The sequence below is a fragment of the Subtercola lobariae genome (genome assembly GCF_014640255.1).
In the GTDB taxonomy this organism is placed as follows: Bacteria; Actinomycetota; Actinomycetes; order Actinomycetales; family Microbacteriaceae; genus Subtercola; species Subtercola lobariae.
Window position 1 is genome coordinate 586,959 of the sequence record NZ_BMGP01000003.1, and the last position, 12,748, is coordinate 599,706.

Genomic DNA, 12,748 nt, shown 5'->3' on the forward strand with positions numbered 1-12,748 from the left:
CCGTGTAAGGGCGAGACACTCCGGAGCAGCCGCCACGGCGTCGACTGCCGTCGAACCAGCCGACGCACTCGCTACCGCACAGCGGTTGGCGTGAGCGTCTGCGTCATGACGCGGAGATCGTCGAAGACCTCGTCGAGCTCTTCGTGCAGGTCAGCGGTGCCGGCCGCCGCGGGCGTGCCAACAGCCGCGAAAGTGCCGACAGCCGCAGTCGAGCCGTGAGTCGCAGCATTCCAGCGCCTGATGGCCGTGCTGAACGCATCCATGCCCACCTGAGCGCAGAAGAGGGCAGTGATCTCGCTGACACCTCGCCACTTGAGGCCGTCTGCAACGAGCTCGATCAGCGAACTCGTCTTGGCCAGCTCGCGCTCCATGAGGGAGGGGGAAGCGCGGATGATCGGCGCACGTAGCGCCGCAAGAGTACGGTTGCGTTCGATCAACGGCACGACACCGTGGAACGCTCTCTGCAAGGCAGGGAGAGCATCGAGATCGAGAGGTACGGCGGCCAGGGCATCCACTGTCACTTCGTGCAGTTCGTCTTCGGAGGCGAACAACACTTCGCGTTTGTCGGGGAAGTGCCGAAAGAAGGTGCGTTCGGTGACGCCGGCGCGCGCGGCGATCTGCTCAGCCGTCGTGCCGTCGAAGCCGTGCTCAGACATCAGCTCGAGGCCGGCGCGCTCCAGGCGTTTGCGAACGACACGACCATCACGGGGCATGTCGTAAGACTAGCAGGTTGCGTCAGCCACTGACGAAACGGTATAGTCAGTGGCTGACGCTACCGCATGACGGAGCTCAGCGGCCGTCACCGAACGAGTGGAGAAAACATGCCCGACCAGATGCGAACCGTGCGATTTCACGACTACGGCGAGCCGGCCGATGTTTTGACACTCGAGAACGCACCCATTCCGGAGCCCGGGCCCGGGCGAATTCGGGTGGCAGTGCATGCCGCCGGGCTTGCTCCCGCCGACTGGGCGCTTTGCCGGGGGCTCTTCGCCGGCAACCTGCCCCGAGGCATCGGCTGTGACGTGTCGGGCACGGTCACGTCGATCGGCGACGGCGTCACCGGCGTCGCGCTCGGAGATGTGGTGTTCGGAACCACGGATTGGGCGAACAGCTCAAGCGCAGGTGCGTCTGATGAGGCGATCATGAACCGCTGGTTCGCCGTGCCCGACGGGCTCGATCTTGTTCAGGCTGCCGCGCTGCCGATGACCGTCGATACGGCGTTTCACCACCTCAACTGGCTGGGGTTCGACCCGGGCGCGACCATCCTCATTCACGGGGCCGGCAGCACCATCGGTTTCGCCGCCGTGCAAATCGCGCTTCTTCGCGGTATGCGTGTCATCGCGACTGCCGGAGACACCTACGCGCAGCAGCTTCGCGATTTCGGGGCACTCGTCACGCCCTACGGCGATGGGCTGGTCGAGCGCGTTTTCGAGCTCACCGACGGCCGGCCTGTTGATCTTGCGTTCGACACATCGCCCGTCGGCGGCGCGCTGCCCGACCTGCTGCGCCTTGCCGGCGGCGACCCGCAGCACGTGCTCACCGCCTCCGACTTCGCCGGTGCAGCCGAGCTCGGTGTTCGCGCCACCTTCAGCGAAGACCTGACGAACAGACCCGAGCCGCTGCCCGAGTTCGCGCAGCTCGCGGCCGACGCAAAGTTCGTCGTGCCCATCGCTGGCACGTTCGCGCTCGACAAGTGGCAGACCGCGCTCGCCATCAGCCTGAGCGGCAAGGCCCGCGGCAAGCTGATGCTGCTGCCGTAAACCGTCGGCGCCGCTAGCCCGTGACGGCGATCGCGAGCGTGCTCGACACTGTGGCCGAAGCCTTGGTGAGGGTCGCCGAGTCGGGGCAGGAAATGTCGGCCGAGAGCCCGTAGCCGACGGCAGTGAACGCACGCGCCAGCGTCGCGCCTTCGGCTCCGTCGGCCCCCGACCAGCCCATCTCGCGAACGTCGACCGAGGACCCGTTCAGGGTGTTGCCTTGCGAAATGGTGCTGCTATCGGCGTACGTGCCGACATCGGCGTAACTCGCATCGTCGACCATTGCCAGCAGATTGTCTGTGGTCGCCTTGTCGTCGTTCTTGACCACTTGAACAGACTCGAGCGGCGTGCGCGCAAACTTCACCGTGCAGGTGCCGCCAGGCGAACTGTACTGCGAGTTGCCGTCACCGTAGTCTTTCTTCGTTTCGTTCCAACCTGACTTCTTCGCAAACGAATCGGTGAACGCAACCGTGCTCTCGGGTTTCAGGCTCTGACCGGCCGCGAACGTGAGGTCAGGGGCAATGACGGGTACCAGCGGCGCCGCATTCGACCCGGTATGGATGCTCCCCGTCACGAACAGCGCTGCAACGACGCCCACGGTGACGATGCTGATTGCGATACCCGCATACCCGATGACCACACCCGCGATAGCCAACCCGCGGCCCCGCTCCCCCAGCCCCTGCTGGCTGCGACGCTTGATCTGCGAGAGGGCGATATGCCCGGTGATGACGGCCGCGAGCGACACAACGAACGAACAGACGAACGACACAATCGCGAGCGAATTAAAAGGCCGGGCATCCGTTCGGGTGTCATCACTGGTCACGACTCGACCCTAGCTGATGGATGCGCGGCGCTCTGAGCGAGAGGAATTCGGGGCTATTGGTGCACGAGGGTGTTCAGGGCGACGATTTTGCCGTCGCGAACGGTGATGATGTCTATGCCGTGAACGACGGGGGCGCCCGCCGGGCCGAAAGCCCATGGTAAGGCGCCTGAACCGGTGCCCGTGTAGATGGGGCCGTCTTCGACGAAGACGAAGTCGGCCGGAGCAGCGTCGAGGAATGCTGCGGCGGTCTGCTCGATGCCATCCCACCCCTGCGTGGCGTGCTCGGGGTCGGTGAACGTGGCCTCGGCGGCGAATGAGGCCTCGATTGCGGGGCGCCGCAGCGCGGCATCACGCCCGAACACCTGGTGCAGATTAGCTCTAAGTAGTTCAGCCGTCGTGGCCATCGCAGTTCTCCCTCAATAGCCGAATTTCGGCGAATGCTCTGCCAGTATCGTCTCATGGGAGCAGAGTTGAGAGTTCGCCCGCGTATCTGGATCGGCCTTGCGATTTACGTCGGGTACATCGTCGTGGTATTCGCCGTGCAGAAGCTGAGCGGCGTCTCGTACCCGGCACTCGGCGACAGCGGGTCGAACCTCTTCTTCGGAGCTGGGCTGTCGCTCATCGTCGCCGCCATTCTGCTCGCTGTGACGACGAGCCTTCTGGGCTGGTGGCGACCAGCCCTGTTCGAGCGCCATCACGCACCCCGCTGGACTCTGATCGCGCCGATCATCATGGGCATCGCCCTCGTACTCAACCTGGTGTCAACCGATTGGGGTTCGTACGACCTCGCCTTCTTCGGCGCCAGCATCGTTCTGATTCTCGTGGGGTTCACCGAAGAACTCACAACACGGGGCCTCCTGCTCACCGCGCTTCGCAGCCGCTTGGGCGAGGGTTGGGTCTGGTTCATCAGCTCAGCGCTCTTCGGGCTGATGCACCTGATCAATGCCTTTTCGGGGCAAGCTCTCGGTCCGACGATTCAACAAGTCGGTCTCGCCTTTCTCGGCGGCACCATCTTTTACATTCTGAGGCGCGCCTCGGGCACGCTCATCTGGGCCATGGTGCTACACGGCCTCTGGGACTTCTCGACATTCGCGGTGGGCCACGGCACTCCCGCCGCCACATCGGCTCTTGGCGCCATCGTTAACATCGTCGCGGGCATCGTGGGCCTGGCCACCGTGGCCTTCGTCATCCGCGGTGCCGACGAGAAGCTCACCGCGTAGCATCGCGTCGCACAGATGCGAAACGATATGGAATTCTTGACAGATGGATGCGCACGAAATTCGCAACTCGTACCTGCACTACCTGCGCGAGCGTGGCCATGCGGTCATCACGCCGGCGAATCTCGTTCCGGCTGACACCAGCACGCTCTTCACGGGCGGCGGAATGCAGGCACTTCTGCCGTATTTGCTGGGCGCCGAGCATCCATTAGGCGTACGCCTCACCGACAGCCAGCCCTGCGTGCGCGCCCAAGACATCGACGAGGTGGGCGACAACCGGCACACCACCTTCTTCGAAATGCTCGGCAACTGGAGCCTCGGCGACTACTTCAAAGAGCAGCAGATTCGCCAGTTCTTCACGTTTCTCGTCGACATCGTGGGCCTCGACCCCGAACGACTCTCGGTCACCTGTTTCATCGGCGACGAGGCGAACGGCATTCCGCGCGATGAAGAGGCCGCGCACATCTGGCAGGCCGTATTCGCCGAACGCGGCATCGAGGCCGGTATCGCTGCGATCGGCAGCCAGGCCGATAGGGATGCCCGTGGGGTACGCACGGGCGAACGCATCTTCTATTACGACGGCGGTGAGAACTGGTGGTCGCGGGGCGGCTCGCTCGTGGGCACTCCCATCGGTGACCCGTGCGGGCCCGACAGCGAGGTGTTCTACGATTTCGGCCCCGAACACCACGACCCCGCCTTCGGCTTGGCGCACCCGGCGAGTGACAGCGGGCAGTTCATGGAGATCGGCAACCAGGTGTTCATGCAGTATCGGCGCCTCGACGATGGTTCGTTCGTGCCGCTCGCGCGCCGAAACGTCGACTTCGGGGGTGGGTTGGAGCGTATTGCGGCGGCCGCCATCCACTCGCCTGACGTATTTCGAATCAGTCTGCTCTGGCCCATCGTCGAGAAGTTGCAAGAGCTGACGGGCACGAGTTACGACGACGAGACGCGAGCGATGCGCATCATCGCGGATCACCTGCGCGGGGCGACGTTTCTCGCCGTCGACGGTGTGCGGCCGTCGAACAAGGAGCAGGGTTACGTGATGCGGCGCCTGCTGCGGCGCGCCATTCGGTTCGCCCTCGCGCTCGGGTTGAGCGAGAATTTCTTCGGTGAGGTCGTTCCCGTCATCGCCGACCTGTACGCCGACGACTACCCCGAGGTGCGGCAGCGGCGCGGTGAGGTCATCGAGGTGCTGATGAAAGAGGAGCGCGCGTTCAGGCGCACGCTCGCCTCAGGGCTTCGGTCGGTTGCCGGATTCACGGGGCGAACCATGACGGGGCACGACATCTTCGTGCTCTCAGATACGAACGGATTTCCGAAAGAGTTGAGCGTCGAGGAGGCCCTGCGGCAGGGCATCGACGTCGACGCGGAGTGGGAGGCCGAGTTCGAGGCGGCGCTCGATGAGCAGCGGGCGCGGTCGCGGGCGGCGACGCACCTGGGGGCGGCGGGGCTGCCGGGCGGGGCGGCGTAGCGGCGGCTCGGCGGCTCGGCGAACCGGCAGCTCGGAGGCTTCAGTGCGAGCGCGCGGCCACATCGCGAATGAGCGCTGCGCGACGAGCGCGCGGGGCCGAGCATCCACTTGTCAGAGGGTGAGCGTGCGAACCTCGCCCGTTGGCGCGGCGCCCGGGGTGAAATCGAGCGGCCAGGCCGCGGTCATAGCGAACAGCGTTGTGCCGTCTGTCGCGCACGAGAAGCAGGCTGCCCCGAAGTCGGCGACTCGGTGTACGGCTCCGCCCTCGCCGACAAGAACGCAGTGCCGGTTCGGCACATCGGCGTACCAGACGCCGTCGGGCGACCACGACATTCCGTCGGGAGCGCTCTCTGGTACTGCCGCCCACACCCGCCGCTGCCCGAGCGAGCCATCGGGCAGCACAGGGAAGGCGGTCAGCTGCCCGGCGTGCGACTCTGCCACGATCAGCGTCGTGCCGGCGGGCGTGCCGTCGGTCGTGCCATCGGGCGTCGGAACCATGCCGTTCGGAAAGGCGAGGTCGGCGGCGAGCAGCTGCGCCGTGCGATCAGGCCTGACCACGGCCACCACCCCAGCGACCTTGGGCTCGCCCGGAAACTCGTAGCCGATGCCGTTCACATAAGCGTTGCCGGCATCATCGATGACGATTTCGTTCCACGAAAACGAGTTGAGGTCGTGCAGATCGTAGTACGGCTGAAGCTCGCCGTCGTCGAGCACCAAGAGCTTGCCGTGCGCACCGGAGACAACGAGCATCCGCCCGTCTGGCAACCAGTCGAACGAAATGGGAAACGACGGAACGCGAACCACAACACGCGCCTGCCCGTCGGCCTCGAGCACCGAGATGGTGCCGGCGAGCCAATCGGCGAACCAGAGCGAACCATCGTGCCAACGAGCGCTCTCGCCCATGCCGATGCCTGCGATGACAGTTTTCGCCTCAGTCACGTTTGCCCTCCCGGTCGGCTCTCAGTGCCGACACCATTCTGCACTCGCCGCAGCGTGCGCCCTAGCGATCTAGCGCCGAAACCCGGGCGATGATGGATGCGTGCGACCGCTGACCGGTGGTCTTGCGCACGTACGATTCGACCACCTCGAAGCCGGCCTGAGTCAGCTCAGCGCTCAGGTCGTCGACCGAGCATCGATATGCCGACGTCACCTTATGGGCGAATTGCTCGACCACGGGGCCTTCGAAAAACCCGATCAGTACGGTGCCGCCGGGCTTGAGCGCGCGGCCGAACTCCCGCAGCGCGACCCCTACCGTTTCGGGTTCGCGGTGAATGAGCGAGAACCAGGCGAGAACGCCGCCTACCGACCCGGCGGCCGCATCGAGAGCATCGAGGTTGCCGAGCGTGTAGCTCACCTCGGGGTGCGTGCTTCTGGCATGCGCAATGAACTCGGGCACGGCATCCACTCCCCTGGCCGTGAGCCCCTCCTCTACAAAGAAGTTCGTCCACTGACCAGGCCCACAGCCCGCATCGATAATCTCGCCGTCGACGGTCTGCGCCCACGTCGACACGATCTGAAGGTCAGATGGATGCACGGCGCTCATCGACCCCACGAGGTCGATGTATTCGGCCGCCCGACCCGAGTAGGCGCGGCTGACCTCACTGATTTCGTTCACCACGCGACCGAGTCTAGAGAAATCGCTAGTGGGCGACGCGCGACTCGCGACGGGTGAGCACAGCTAGAAGACTTATCGCCGAAACGATCGCCCAGACGCCCTCGAGCAGCAGAAAACCCCATTGCTGACCGAGAACCGCGTCAATCGCCAGCACCAACTGGCCCCATGACGTGCAATCGCGTGTGTGCACTCCCTGTGCACGCCTCGCCTCTGCACGTTCGTGCGATCGTGCCTTTCGGTAGTGGATGATCGGGGCACCCAAAATATGATGAGACGGTCATTGAAGTAAGGAAGACCGTCATGCGCGCCATCATTCACTCCCAGTTCGGAGAAGCCTCCGATGTACTCTCGGTCGAAGAAGTACCCCTTCCCGAACCGGGTGCTGGTGAGGTTCGGGTGCGCACGATTCTTTCGCCCATTCACAACCACGACCTGTGGACCATTCGCGGCACCTACGGCTTCAAACCCGAACTTCCGGCCCGCGCCGGCACCGAAGCGGTGGGCATCATCGACGCACTTGGCGAGGGGGTGACGCGCCTCAGCGTGGGGCAGCGCGTCGCTTCTGGCTCGACCTTCGGAGTCTGGGCCGAGTTTTTCATCGCCAAAGCCGGCGCACTGATTCCGGTCGACGACAGCATCACCGACGAGGCAGCAGCCCAGCTCGTTGCGATGCCCTTCAGCGCCATCAGCCTGCTCGAAAGCCTCGGCCTCGCCGAAGGCGACTGGCTGGTTCAGAACGCGGCGAACGGTGCCGTCGGCAGACTCGTGGCCCAGCTTGCCGCGCCGCGCAAGATCAACATTCTGGGCCTCGTGCGCCGCGCTGCAGGGGTTGACGAACTCGCTGCGCAAGGCATCGTCAACGTCGTATCGACTGACGCTGAGAACTGGGTCGAACGGGTTCGCGAGCTGACTGGAGGTGCGCCTCTTCGGGTGGGCATCGATTCGGTGGGCGGCTCAGCAAGCGGCGATGTGCTCTCGCTGCTCGCCGAACAGGGCTCGCTCGTCGTGTTCGGGGCCATGGCCTCACCGGTCATGAAGATCAGCTCCGGCGACATCATCTTCAAGAATCTCACCGTGAAGGGATTCTGGGGCAGCACCGTCGGCGCCACCATGCCAAGCGACACGCGTCGTGCGCTGTTTGCCGAACTCGTTCAACGCATCCACGATGGCGATCTCACCCTGCCCGTTGAAGCAACGTACTCGTTCGACGACGCACGCGTGGCGAGCGACGCGAATTTTGTTTCGGGCCGCGACGGCAAGATTCTGCTTCGCCCGTAGCCGCCCCGTTCGTCGCCCGCACGCAAGCCGCGCGGTAACTACGCCTCGGCGAGCACGTCACGAGCCGCGTTGATGAAGGCGGTGACCCGTGGGCTGTGCACCGATCTCAAGGAGATGAGCGCGGTGCGGGTCAGCGGCAGATCACGAATGGCGACGGCTTTCACGCCGGGGTGGGGATGATACTCGAGCCAGCTGGCCACTGTGGGATGCACCTGTTCTCCGAGTGCCACGCGCAGCATGAGCTGCTCGATGCTGACGTTGTCGATGCGGTTGAGCATCCGCCCGGTAGCGGTGATCGGTGGAATGAACTCGTCCATCATCTCCGTCGGAAAAAACGGGTTGCGCGACACCGGCCGCTCGCCAACGTCGTCGTAGTCGACCCAGTCGCGCGCTGCCAACGGGTCATCGGCAGCGACGAGCAGAACCCGGGACTCGGTCGAGAGAATCGGCCCAATCTCGAGATCGTCGTCATCGAGCGGAAGTCGAAACGCAACGACATCGAGGCTGCCTTGTCGCAGGTGCTGCAGAGGACTCTCGAGCATGTCTGAGGCAACGATTCGAACCTCGCAGAGAGGGTTGGCCTCGCGAAACCGGCGTACGATCTCGACCAGGCGCGGGCCCCCACTGGCGGGATTGGGCAGCCCGAGCCGAAGCACTCCCGTCACACGATTGGCCGTTCGTTCATACACCGACATGACAGCGTCGCGCAGACTTTCGTACGCCGGCCCAACCTGCTTTCGAAATTCAGCACCCACAGGCGTGAGTTCGACGCGGCGACTGGTGCGCTCGAAGAGCCTGCTGCCGAGACGCGCTTCGAGTGAGCGGATGCTCTGGCTGACCCGACTCTGCGAGAGATAAAGCCGCGACGCAGTACGCCCGAAGTGCAACTCTTCGGCGAGCACGAGAAACACTCGCAGGTCGCGTAGTTCTAATTCATCCCACATCAATTACTGAGACTAATCGTTGCGCTCGGCAATCGCCCCTTGATCAGCTCTATTGCATCGAAAAGGATGGAAAGAGTCGAAACATTCGAAAAGGTAAATCATGATTCTCGTCACCACTGCCGGCAAGGTCGGCACCCAAACAGCTCTCACGCTCGCCCGCTCTGGGCATGACGTACGCGTTCTCGTTCGCGACCCACAACGACACGAGATTCTCAAGGATGCCGGGGCCGAGCTCGTAGAAGGCGATTTGGCCGACACGGTGTCGGTTGCCGCCGCAGTCGACGGCGTCGACACGGTGGTGCTCGTGAGCCTGGCCATTCCCGACCAGGAGCTTCGGGTCATCGAATGCGCGGCGGCGACCAGCGTCGGTTTCATCGTCAAGGCCACGAGCAAGGCGTCAGCCGATTCGCCGATCGCGCGTCGCCGCGGCCAGAGCGAGATCGAGGCCGGACTGATTGCCTCGGGCATCCCGCATGCCCTGCTTCGTTCGAACGCGTACATGCAGAACTTTCTGGCGCTCGCGCCCGCCATCGCGACCGGTCATCTCGCCTCATCGGCAGGTGCTGGCCGAGTCGGATTCATCGATGCTCGTGACGTAGGCGACGTCGCGGCCGCGATTGCGACAGCGCCGGAGTCGCATCTCGCGAAAACGTACTGGCTCACCGGCCCTGAACTTCTCACCTACGGTGATGTGGCCGCGATTTTCGCCGACGCGCTCGATCATCCGGTGACCTTTGCCACCAGAACCCGTGCCGAAGACGAGGCGGCGATGATCGAGGCGGGAGTTCCCCCCACGATCGCCACTCAAAATGCGCAGGCGTTCAGCCTCATCGCTGACGGAGACGCTGAGTGGCTCTCCTCCGACGCGGCGAACCTTCTCGGGCGCCCGGCGCTCTCTTTCCGCGCCTTCGCAGCCGACTACCGACCCGCGTTCGCGGTTGCTCACTGAACTTCGTAACCCGTTCGAGAAGCCCGTGTCAGCTGGTTTTCGTGAGTGCGTTCAGCGCGATTTGTGCGAGTGATTTGGTGTTGGTGAGGTGGTGCCCAGCACCGGTGTCGATGTGATTGCCGATTCCGAGCACGCAGCCGCCCTTCATTCCGAAGATCGACGCGAGAACCAGCACTGTCGACGATTCCGCGTCGATGTTCAACGCCGAGGTGCTGCCACAACCTGAGTTTCGCGATCTGATCGTGGTTGATCACCCCGGCCGCGGTCGGCATTCCGCTTCCCGCATAGAAACTGGCGACCGATACGACCACGCCTTCGTGAACTCGCGCACCGACGCCAAGCGATTGCGCCGCGTGCACCAAGCGGCCGACCAGTTCGCGGTCACTTGATGCCGGGTACTCCGGCGGTACATAATCCAGCAGCATCCGTTCGGCGCGGACTGCAGATGTGACCGCGACGATATCGCCGACAAAAACCTTGGGGCTGAGGCCGCCTGAGTTGCCGGCACGGATGATCGAAGACACCCCAAGGCGCGCGAGCTCCTCGATCGCGACCGAATCGAAACCGGGCCGCTGCCGTGATAGACAATAGCGACGCGGGTTCCGGCATAGCTCCGATAATCACCTGGTACTCGAAACGTTATGTTCATTGGATGACTCCGACTGATCGTTTCCAACCGGAGGAGACGAGAAGACTTCGCCCCGGCGCTTGTTCGCTCAGGGGCACCGGCGCGCCGCCAACGTCTGCGCGGCGTCTGCGGCTTGTGTCTACCTACTCAGCACTGGGGTAGCTCGAATTCGATCCACGCGTCGGGGGGAACGTCAGGCTTGCCTGGTACAGGGCGGTGTTCCAGCGTCCAAGCAGTGCCGACGAGGGCTCGTGCGACGTTTGGCCAGAACTGTGCCGCGGCAGCATTCGCGTCCTGAAATGCGATCGCCCATCTACCCGGATGGCTGCGAAGGATTTGGTGCGCGGCATCGCGACCGACTCCTGCACGCCGCGCTGCGCGCGTGACAAAGAACTCGCCGAGAGCACGCGAGTCTTCGGTGACGCCGCGAACCAGAGCGAAGCCAGCCACATGAGCGTCGTTGAAGATCAGATGGGCGCTGCGGTTGGAGTCTCCGAGGTACGACTCGAGGCGATCGGTCTTGAAGCAGCCATCTGTGCCCGGATATGTGCCGCGGAACTCAGAAAGATCGTGCTGACAGAGCTGCCACAATCGCCGTAGCGCTGCCACGGAGGATTCGTCGACAGCGAGCAGAGAAACAGACATATGGATGGTCGGCGCGCTCTCTAGTCTGCGTTGCCCAGATGCACCATCGCGTCATAGAGCTGCTCGTCTGTCATGGGCGGTTCAGGGAGCGGATGCGCGCGTTCGGCGCGGTAGGCGTCGAGCATGAGGTAGAGGTGGCGTCGCCACTCGTTGGGAGCCGTGGTGCCCGTGGCGTCGATCATGCGGCCGTTCGACCAGATGAGGTTGACGATATCGGCCAATCTAATGTCTGAGCGCGCCTGCCCCGCTTTTTGTGCTCGGGTGAGCACGCTCGCGATGTGCAGACACATCTGGTCGTGAATCCGCTCAGTCTCAGCATTGCCGGGGAAGCGACGGGAAAGGAAGTCGTTGAAACCCCGGTCTCCTGCCTGCACCCTGAACAGGTTCTCCAGGTAGGAGACGAACCCCTCCCAGGGATCAGCGATCTCGATGGATAGTTTCGCTCCTTCGAGAAACTCCTGGAGTCGAGGCTCGAAAGCTGCCAGGAGCAGATCCATTCGGGTGGGAAAGTGACGGTACAGCGTGCCGATTGCCACGCCCGCATCGCGTGCTATTGCTTCGAGCGAAGCGTTTACGCCTCGAACGGCGAACTCCTGCTGCGCCGCAGCGACAAGTCGATCGTGGCGCTCAATAGCGTCGCGCCGCCGCGGCATTCGAGTCTGCTCGACCTGACCGATCATGAAACCACTTTACTCCGATCGGGAATAAGGGGAGGTACCCCTCAGGTTTACATCATCACCGGAGGGGTGCCTCACATTAGGGCATCCCCCCACTCAATTGATCGATACGTCACGAAGGAATACGGGTTATGACCACCATCAGCATCATCGGCTCCGGCAACATGGCCACGGCCATCGGCGCCCGCGCCGCAGCACACGGCCACACCGTCGAAATATTGGGCCGCGACTCTGTCCAAGCTCGGGCAGCCGCTGACGACATCGGCCACGGAGCCACGGTCGCCGAGTATGGAACGAAACCTACAGGCGACATTGTCTTTCTCGCCGTTCTGTACGCCAGCGCCGTCGACATCGTCACGCACTACGGCGACAAACTGGCAGGCAAGATCATCATCGAGATCACCAACCCCTTCAACGCAGACGCAAGTGGAGTGGTCACGACCCCGGGCAATTCGATAACCCAGCAGATCGCTGCGGTCGCGCCCGCCGACACGCAGGTTGTGAAGGCGTTCAATACGATTTTCCGTGACGTGCTGGCATCCGACCGGAAATTAGACGTGTTTTTTGCCGGCGGCAATGCCAAGGCGAGGGTGCGCGTCTCGGCACTCTTGGAGAGCATGGGCCTGCGGCCCCTCGATGCAGGCGGGCTAGAGACAACCCACGCGCTCGAATGGGCGGGCATCCTGCTCATGGGCTTAGCTCGAAACGGTGGCGGCTTCGGCATCACGTTGGGAGCCGAGTGAC

General features: G+C 63.7%; 16 protein-coding genes and 1 pseudogene. 6 read left to right on the plus strand and 11 right to left on the minus strand.

What is annotated here, in order from left to right; genetic code table 11:
- Positions 1-71 precede the first annotated feature (71 nt).
- The gene (locus IEX24_RS10700; protein WP_188677940.1) at positions 72-713 is read right to left on the minus strand and encodes a TetR/AcrR family transcriptional regulator; all 642 of its coding nucleotides are present in this window, start codon (positions 711-713) and stop codon (positions 72-74) included.
- Positions 714-821: 108 nt separating this feature from the next.
- On the opposite strand from IEX24_RS10700, the gene IEX24_RS10705 reads away from it, so the two are divergent.
- Positions 822-1,760, plus strand: coding sequence for an NADP-dependent oxidoreductase (locus IEX24_RS10705; protein ID WP_203585902.1), 939 nt, complete (start codon positions 822-824; stop codon positions 1,758-1,760).
- Positions 1,761-1,773: 13 nt separating this feature from the next.
- Here the strand turns inward: IEX24_RS10705 and IEX24_RS10710 are convergent, their stop codons facing one another.
- Positions 1,774-2,580 carry a DUF4190 domain-containing protein gene (locus IEX24_RS10710; protein ID WP_188677943.1) on the minus strand — a complete coding sequence of 269 codons (807 nt, stop codon included), beginning with the start codon at positions 2,578-2,580 and terminating at the stop codon, positions 1,774-1,776.
- Positions 2,581-2,633: 53 nt separating this feature from the next.
- Positions 2,634-2,984: a nuclear transport factor 2 family protein gene (locus IEX24_RS10715; RefSeq protein WP_188677947.1), complete on the minus strand. Its 351-nt coding sequence runs from the start codon at positions 2,982-2,984 to the stop codon at positions 2,634-2,636.
- A gap of 54 nt (positions 2,985-3,038) precedes the next feature.
- On the opposite strand from IEX24_RS10715, the gene IEX24_RS10720 reads away from it, so the two are divergent.
- Positions 3,039-3,800: a CPBP family intramembrane glutamic endopeptidase gene (locus tag IEX24_RS10720; protein WP_229715233.1), complete on the plus strand. Its 762-nt coding sequence runs from the start codon at positions 3,039-3,041 to the stop codon at positions 3,798-3,800.
- Positions 3,801-3,843: 43 nt separating this feature from the next.
- A complete protein-coding gene (locus IEX24_RS10725) occupies positions 3,844-5,268 on the plus strand; it encodes an alanine--tRNA ligase-related protein (RefSeq protein ID WP_188677950.1) in 1,425 nt (474 codons plus the stop codon).
- Positions 5,269-5,379: 111 nt separating this feature from the next.
- On the opposite strand, the gene IEX24_RS10730 is transcribed toward IEX24_RS10725, so the two are convergent.
- The 3 genes from IEX24_RS10730 to IEX24_RS10740 form a co-directional block, all read right to left on the minus strand.
- Positions 5,380-6,207, minus strand: a complete 828-nt coding sequence (locus IEX24_RS10730) for an SMP-30/gluconolactonase/LRE family protein (RefSeq protein ID WP_203585901.1) — start codon at positions 6,205-6,207, stop codon at positions 5,380-5,382.
- A 61-nt stretch (positions 6,208-6,268) separates the two neighbouring features.
- Positions 6,269-6,886: a class I SAM-dependent methyltransferase gene (locus IEX24_RS10735; protein WP_229715234.1), complete on the minus strand. Its 618-nt coding sequence runs from the start codon at positions 6,884-6,886 to the stop codon at positions 6,269-6,271.
- A 22-nt stretch (positions 6,887-6,908) separates the two neighbouring features.
- Positions 6,909-7,073: a hypothetical protein gene (locus tag IEX24_RS10740; RefSeq protein WP_188677952.1), complete on the minus strand. Its 165-nt coding sequence runs from the start codon at positions 7,071-7,073 to the stop codon at positions 6,909-6,911.
- Positions 7,074-7,183: 110 nt separating this feature from the next.
- Here IEX24_RS10740 and IEX24_RS10745 point away from each other — a divergent pair, with 110 nt between their 5' ends.
- Entirely contained in the window at positions 7,184-8,161 is a 978-nt protein-coding gene (locus IEX24_RS10745; protein ID WP_188677954.1) for a zinc-binding dehydrogenase, read from the plus strand.
- A gap of 38 nt (positions 8,162-8,199) precedes the next feature.
- Here the strand turns inward: IEX24_RS10745 and IEX24_RS10750 are convergent, their stop codons facing one another.
- Positions 8,200-9,105 carry a LysR family transcriptional regulator gene (locus IEX24_RS10750; protein WP_188677955.1) on the minus strand — a complete coding sequence of 302 codons (906 nt, stop codon included), beginning with the start codon at positions 9,103-9,105 and terminating at the stop codon, positions 8,200-8,202.
- Between the two features lie 100 nt (positions 9,106-9,205).
- Between IEX24_RS10750 and IEX24_RS10755 the strand changes: the two genes are divergently transcribed.
- Positions 9,206-10,054 carry an NmrA family NAD(P)-binding protein gene (locus IEX24_RS10755; RefSeq protein WP_203585900.1) on the plus strand — a complete coding sequence of 283 codons (849 nt, stop codon included), beginning with the start codon at positions 9,206-9,208 and terminating at the stop codon, positions 10,052-10,054.
- Positions 10,055-10,082: 28 nt separating this feature from the next.
- On the opposite strand, the gene IEX24_RS19575 is transcribed toward IEX24_RS10755, so the two are convergent.
- The 4 genes and pseudogenes from IEX24_RS19575 to IEX24_RS10770 all read right to left on the minus strand — a co-directional run bounded on the left by IEX24_RS19575 (position 10,083) and on the right by IEX24_RS10770 (position 12,007).
- On the minus strand, positions 10,083-10,256 hold the full coding sequence (locus IEX24_RS19575) for a nucleoside phosphorylase-I family protein (RefSeq protein ID WP_229715235.1): 174 nt from the start codon (positions 10,254-10,256) through the stop codon (positions 10,083-10,085).
- A gap of 13 nt (positions 10,257-10,269) precedes the next feature.
- Positions 10,270-10,602, minus strand: a pseudogene (locus IEX24_RS20045) (phosphorylase family protein); the annotation flags it as partial.
- 227 nt (positions 10,603-10,829) lie between these two features.
- On the minus strand, positions 10,830-11,327 hold the full coding sequence (locus IEX24_RS20050; protein ID WP_372435698.1) for a GNAT family N-acetyltransferase: 498 nt from the start codon (positions 11,325-11,327) through the stop codon (positions 10,830-10,832).
- 20 nt (positions 11,328-11,347) lie between these two features.
- Complete coding sequence (locus tag IEX24_RS10770; protein ID WP_188677961.1) at positions 11,348-12,007, minus strand: TetR/AcrR family transcriptional regulator; 660 nt, start codon at positions 12,005-12,007, stop codon at positions 11,348-11,350.
- A gap of 128 nt (positions 12,008-12,135) precedes the next feature.
- On the opposite strand from IEX24_RS10770, the gene IEX24_RS10775 reads away from it, so the two are divergent.
- Positions 12,136-12,747 (plus strand): NADPH-dependent F420 reductase, encoded by a 612-nt coding sequence (locus tag IEX24_RS10775; RefSeq protein ID WP_188677964.1) that lies wholly within the window; start codon positions 12,136-12,138, stop codon positions 12,745-12,747.
- Position 12,748 lies beyond the last annotated feature (1 nt).